This is a genomic window from Nesterenkonia massiliensis (assembly GCF_000455245.1).
In the GTDB taxonomy this organism is placed as follows: domain Bacteria; phylum Actinomycetota; class Actinomycetes; order Actinomycetales; family Micrococcaceae; genus Nesterenkonia; species Nesterenkonia rhizosphaerae.
Map to the genome: position 1 here is coordinate 184,658 of NZ_HG005168.1, position 5,687 is coordinate 190,344.

The window sequence follows — 5,687 nt, forward strand, 5'->3', positions numbered from 1 at the left end:
AGAAAACCGGCCCGCCGGCAGAATCCGTGACCATCTGGGCCTTCGACTCAGCGAGATCATTCAGCCCAAGGCAGCGCCTATTGCACTGGTGATGATTGTGGGGGCGGCGTTCTCCGGTATCAACACCTTCATCAACGGCTTCTCCCAATCCCTGGGCATGGTCGATGCGACCGTACTGTTCTTCGTGGTCTATGCCTCCGTGGTGCTGCTCTCGCGGCTGACCGTCGGCAGGCTCCAGGACCACTACGGAGACAATGCGGTGCTCTACCCCGCCTTGGTGGCGATGGGCCTCGGTCTGCTGCTGGTGTCCTGGACCCCGAACCCGACGGTGCTGTGGGCTGGGGGAATCCTGTTGGGCTTCGGCTTCGGATCGATGCTCCCCTCGATCCAGGCGATCATCGCATCCAAACTTTCACCGCAGCAGACCAGCATTGGCATTTCTACCTCGTTCATCTTCATGGATATGGGCTTCCCCTGTGGCCCCTTCATCCTCGGGCTGCTGGTCGAGCACTTCGGGTACCAGTCCATGTACGCGACCTCAGGAGTGATCGCGTTCTTCGGACTGCTGATCTACTACCTGGTGCACGGCCGCTTCCACGGCAGGCAGGAGCATCCCCGGGGTCCCCGGGGCTGAGTGCGGGTCTAAGACGAGATTTATAGGTTCTTGTAAATCACTGTTGCTAGCGCAAGATCTTCCCAAGCCATGCCGACACCGGTATAGAGCGCCGGTCGCCCGAGATTACGGGTGAACTCACCGCGAACGAGATCCTGGATGTTTGCGAGATCCATGGCTTGCCATTCGCTGATGTCTCGCGCCAGAGCTAAGTCGCCAGACTCTCGCCATGAAGACGCGCGTCCTTCAACATAAACATCTGAACGGAGTACGAGGGCGGTGTCCACTTCTCGGGCGTTTAATCCATGTTGGCCTACGGAAGCCACTACGGCGTGATCCTGTGGGAGCCGTCCGTCGAAGACAGGTTCAGAGGATGACGTGACACAAAGAATGATGTCGTAGTTGGCAACAGCGGAGGGTTCCTCCTGCTGTACTTCAACCCCTTCATTGGTAAGCGTCTCGATAAGCTGCGTTGTTCGTGAGGCCGTGCGCCCGACAACACCGAATGACGCAGCCGGGTAGACGGTCAGCGACGCCCGAACGTGATTGAGCGCCTGGACGCCAGCTCCGAAGACCAGAATGCGTGGAGCTTTAGGAAAGGATGAGTCAGCGGCAACTAGGTGTTTGACGGCAGCCAAGGTACTTGCCGGGGTGCGTATAGCGGTGAGTTCGGTTCCCTCGACTATGGCTACTGGACTCAGCGAGTCAGCGTCGAAAAGGATGTACAGAGCCTGGATCTTGGGAAGATTCTTGTCCTTATTCAACGGCGCAATCGTTGCCACTTTCACTCCCGTCATGGGAGTAGCATTCGTCGGCATGAGGAGGAACTCGCCATCTGGGGCAGGGCTGAAAATCCGGGGACTGTCATTTTCCGGGTCGACGCCGCCGTTGAGAGCTTCTTCGATGCCTGAAATGGCGCGGTCGAAAGGGAGCGCTGAGCGGACTGCTTCAGCTCCAAAGTAGGGGATATTCACCTCAGGCTCCTCGTCTCTCTGGTGCAGGTTGGTTCTCTCCGTTCATGCGACGAGCAAGCAGCCAGGGGTTAGCCTCTTTGAGCGCCTCAGGGAGCAGTCTTTCGGGCAGATTCTGATAGGCCACAGGGCGCAGGAATCGGTCAATAGCCAAGGTGCCTACAGAAGTAGAACGTCCATCCGAAGTGGCGGGGAATGGGCCTCCGTGCACGATTGCTTCACCCACATCGACACCTGTGGGCCACCCATTGACAAGAATCCGGCCTGCTTTCTGCTCTAGATGGGGGAGTAGATCCTGGGCCGCACCTAGATCTTCGGTGACTTCGGTGTCAAGGTGAAGTGTGGCGGTGAGCTGTCCTTCCAAGGAGTGAACCGCAGCTTTCAGCTGATCATTGTGCTGGTAGCGGACTATCAGGCACACGGCCCCGAATATCTCCTCGGACAGCTCGGGGGTTCCGATGAAGGTCTTCACATCTGTGAAGTACACCGCGGGAGCAGGCGCATTCTCAGTGCTCCCAGCGGTTCCGTATCCAACCGGATGGACACCAGGAATGTCGGCGAGCTTCTTCTCTCCGTCCACTCGAGCAGAACAGATGCTTGGCGTCAGCATTGTGACGCCGGTGGCTTCAGCGAGCTGGTTGCTCACCTCTTTGACAAAGGAGTCCCCGACCTCCCCCTCGGCGAGGAACAGCAGTCCTGGGGCTGTGCACAATTGGCCGGCAGATCCGTTGAGCGAAGTAATGAATCCCTGAGCTAGCTCTTGGGCACTCTTGGCAGCCGAGTCGAAGACGAAGACCGGATTGACTGAACTCATTTCGGCGTAGACCGGAATGGGTTCCGGACGGGCATTGGCCGTCGCTAGGATGGCCAGACCGCCGCTGCGAGAACCGGTGAAACCGATGGCCTTGATTCGAGGGTCTTTCACCAAAGCCTGACCTACATCTTGACCGGGTCCATAGATCAAGGAGAATACGCCTGAGGGCAAGTTGTGTTCCGCCACAGCAGCGATGAGCGCCTTGCCAACCAGTTGGCTAGTTCCAGGGTGTGCATTATGAGCCTTAAAGACCACAGGGCAGCCCGCCGCTAATGCTGAGGCGGTATCACCGCCCGCAACGGAAAAGGCAAGTGGAAAGTTTGATGCGCCGAAGACGCCCACGGGTCCAAGAGGGAGTTTCAGCTGCCGAATGTCAGGGCGAGGCAGTGGTTTACGATCCGGCAATGGGTGTTCGATTCGTGCACCGTAGTGATCACCTTCGAGGACGACTTTTGCGAAGAGCCGCAGCTGGTTGACTGTACGGCCCAGTTCCCCCTGCAGCCGAGGCCGTGGGAGGCCGGTCTCGCTCATGGCCGTGGCGATGATCTGTTCACCGGAGGTCTCGATCTTCTCGGCAGCCGTGCGGAGGAACGACGATCGTTGTTCTGGAGTCAAAGCCCGGTAGGCAGGGAAGGCTTCTCCGGCAGCCATTGCTGCTGCTTCGAGCTGACCTTTGCTCAGCAGTGAGAATTCTGGGCCCGTTTTCTGTCCAGTGGACGGATCAGTGGCTCGGAAGAGCCCTCTGGTGCCGGGTACGTTCTCTCCTGCGATGAGAGAATGATACGTCGAATCTGACAACTCACTCATGCTAGGCCCTCCACTTGTCGACTCAATAACATTTCACATGATACATGTGCACAACACCCTTGTCTGCTAATGGAGCGACCGCTGACAGGGTTATAGATGACCCGCTGTGCGGATTGGCGGGCCTGAGTTTCGACGGCGCCGATGGCCCCGCGCCCGAAACAAAAACGAAACACTCTATTTCAGTAGAATTGTACCGTTGACATATGACGTGATGCAAGTCACGATGAGAACTGCTCTCGCGACAATTTCGATTGATGGAAGAGCTGATAAGTGGGTGAAAGTGCGGCACGGTGCTTACGCACAGATCGCAGACGAGGTCGCTGGCTCAAATTGGTGACTAGTTGGTGGGAGAACCGATCCCGCCGAGCCCCAACTGTTAAGGAATTTCGGGAGAGCATCAGAGTCTGCGCACTCTGAGGTTCCCGATGCTCAAGGAAAAATAAGGAGAAACGCATGAGAAGCAGCAAGAAGACTTTAGGAGCACTGGCAGTGGCCGTGGCTTCGACCCTCGCGCTGGCAAGTTGTGGTGGTGGTGTAGTCGGCGGGAGTTCAGACAACGGCGGGGGTGATGAGACTTTCTCCTGGCGTCTGGTGACTCACCAGATTCCTGGTACTCCTCGTTACCAGGAGACGGTGGTTCCTTTCGTGGAGTACATCGAAGAAGAATCGGATGGACGGCTGTCTGTTGAGGTCTTCGGTGCTAATGACCTCTTCCCGACCGATGAGACTTTCGATGCAGTAGCGAACGGAACTGTTGACGCCGCGGCCATCTATGCAGGATTCTGGTCAGGTCGTGATGAGGTCTTCAACCTGCAGCCGGGTGTTCCGGGAGATCCGATCACTGACTATGACGATGTCCTTGTGCGTAATGAGGCAATTAAGCCCATTCTGGAAGAGGCGTACAACGACTACGGAATCACGTTCCTCGGTGCATTCGACTACGCACCGCTCGAGATTCTTATGTCCACGGTCGAGATCAACTCGGTGGAGGACTTCAGCGGTCTCAATATTCGCGCCGCAGGCAGCGCTGCTTCTTTCTACAACGCACTCGGGGCATCGGTGGTGACGGTCTCTGCTCCAGAGATCTATACAGCCCTGCAGCTGGGAACGGTGGATGCCGCTGAATACAATGACTTTTTGGTGAACGGCGAGATGGGTCTTGATGAGGTGACTGACTACGTCATTGAGCCTGCTATTCATGTGGGAGGAAATAGCGATAAGGACCTGATAGTTAACCCAGACTCCTGGAACGCGCTGCCTGAGGATCTTCAGGCGATCGTTGAGGATGCTCGGGACCATGTGATGGAGATATCTGGTGGTTCTTACGCTGAGGCCAATAAAGAGGCTCGCGAGGAATGGATCGCGGAAGGGGCGGAAACTATTGAGCTGCCCGAATCCGAAGTTCAAGAGATGCGCGACATCGCAGCTGAATGGCTCCTGGGGGTCCAAGACAGCAGCGAATACGCCAAGCGTTATGTCGAAACATACGCAGAGGTGCTTCATAACCTCGGCTATGAAGAATACGCTCGAACACTCGGATACTCGAGCTGAGGCTATTCGTGATGCAGACTCGTTGGGAGAACATAGGTCGCGTCATTGACTCGATCTCACGGTGGACCGGGTGGTTCGCAGGGATCTTGCTTATTCCGCTGACCATCGTTGTCTTCTATTCGGCGGTAATGAGGAAGGTTACCAGTAATCCGGACTGGGCCTTTGAAGTATCCATCTTCATCTACGGCACCGCAATCGTCTTGGCGGGCGCGGAAGTTCTGAGGAAGAACGAACATGTTTCTGTCGATATTCTTCCTAGGCTGCTGGGTGAGTATCCCCGGAAAGTACTCATGATCATCATTACGGTCTTTATCATCATCGTTGCCATCGTCATTATGGGCGAGGGAATCCAGTCTGCGTGGCAATCCACGTTGATCGGTGAGCGCTCATCCCAACAGACCACGTTCAGACCTCCCATCTGGTGGTTCCGCTGGGTGTTTCCTATCGCTACCGCATTGCTGATTCTGCAGAGCATTAGGAAGCTCGGCGATCAGATTGTCTACTTCAACAAAGACAAGGAGGATCTCAATGCTGCTTGAGTGGCTTCCACTGCTGATGTTCCTTGTCCTCCTGGTAATTCTATTTATCGGGGTCCCGATCGCTTTCGCCTTGTTTGGAACCGCGATTGCGTTTGCTTTGATCGGTTGGGGTACGGGAGGATTGAGTCTGACCGGCAGCGCCGTTTGGGGTGTCCAGAATTCGTTTACGCTTGTGGCGATTCCGCTATTCGTACTGATGTCTGTCCTTCTGGAAAAGACGCGGATCATCGGCGACCTCTACGATGCTATCTATAAGTGGTCTGGCGGCCTCAGAGGAGGGCTGGCCGTTGCCACGATTTTGGTCGGGGCTATTATCGGGGCGATCTCCGGGGTCGTGGCTGCAGGTGTGATTGGACTCGCACTCATCGCATATCCGCATATGATGCGATATC

At 56.2% G+C, this 5,687-nt stretch carries 6 protein-coding genes; 4 read left to right on the forward strand and 2 right to left on the reverse strand.

The window, feature by feature from the left end; translation table 11 throughout:
- Positions 1–634, forward strand: a 634-nt coding sequence (locus TX78_RS08060; RefSeq protein ID WP_158644317.1) for an MFS transporter, incomplete at its 5' end; no start/stop codon positions are given.
- 20 nt (positions 635–654) lie between these two features.
- On the opposite strand, the gene TX78_RS08065 is transcribed toward TX78_RS08060, so the two are convergent.
- Both TX78_RS08065 and TX78_RS08070 read right to left on the reverse strand, forming a co-directional pair.
- Positions 655–1,587, reverse strand: coding sequence for an ornithine cyclodeaminase family protein (locus tag TX78_RS08065; protein ID WP_049897658.1), 933 nt, complete (start codon positions 1,585–1,587; stop codon positions 655–657).
- A gap of 1 nt (position 1,588) precedes the next feature.
- On the reverse strand, positions 1,589–3,205 hold the full coding sequence (locus TX78_RS08070) for an aldehyde dehydrogenase (NADP(+)) (RefSeq protein ID WP_044495232.1): 1,617 nt from the start codon (positions 3,203–3,205) through the stop codon (positions 1,589–1,591).
- A gap of 453 nt (positions 3,206–3,658) precedes the next feature.
- Between TX78_RS08070 and dctP the strand changes: the two genes are divergently transcribed.
- The 3 genes from dctP to TX78_RS08085 all read left to right on the forward strand — a co-directional run.
- Positions 3,659–4,756 carry a TRAP transporter substrate-binding protein DctP gene (gene dctP / locus TX78_RS08075; RefSeq protein ID WP_044495235.1) on the forward strand — a complete coding sequence of 366 codons (1,098 nt, stop codon included), beginning with the start codon at positions 3,659–3,661 and terminating at the stop codon, positions 4,754–4,756.
- A gap of 86 nt (positions 4,757–4,842) precedes the next feature.
- On the forward strand, positions 4,843–5,295 hold the full coding sequence (locus TX78_RS08080; protein ID WP_158644318.1) for a TRAP transporter small permease subunit: 453 nt from the start codon (positions 4,843–4,845) through the stop codon (positions 5,293–5,295).
- A partial coding sequence (locus tag TX78_RS08085; RefSeq protein ID WP_044495238.1) for a TRAP transporter large permease subunit occupies positions 5,285–5,687 on the forward strand: 403 nt, incomplete at its 3' end. The genes TX78_RS08080 and TX78_RS08085, both read left to right, overlap by 11 nt.

What these genes read in the sequence shown, in the direction of transcription:
- TX78_RS08070 (WP_044495232.1), bottom strand. Translation starts at nt 3,205, where the DNA reads ATGAGTGAGTTGTCAGATTCGACGTATCATTCTCTCATCGCAGGAGAG.
- dctP (WP_044495235.1), top strand. Translation starts at nt 3,659, where the DNA reads ATGAGAAGCAGCAAGAAGACTTTAGGAGCACTGGCAGTGGCCGTGGCT.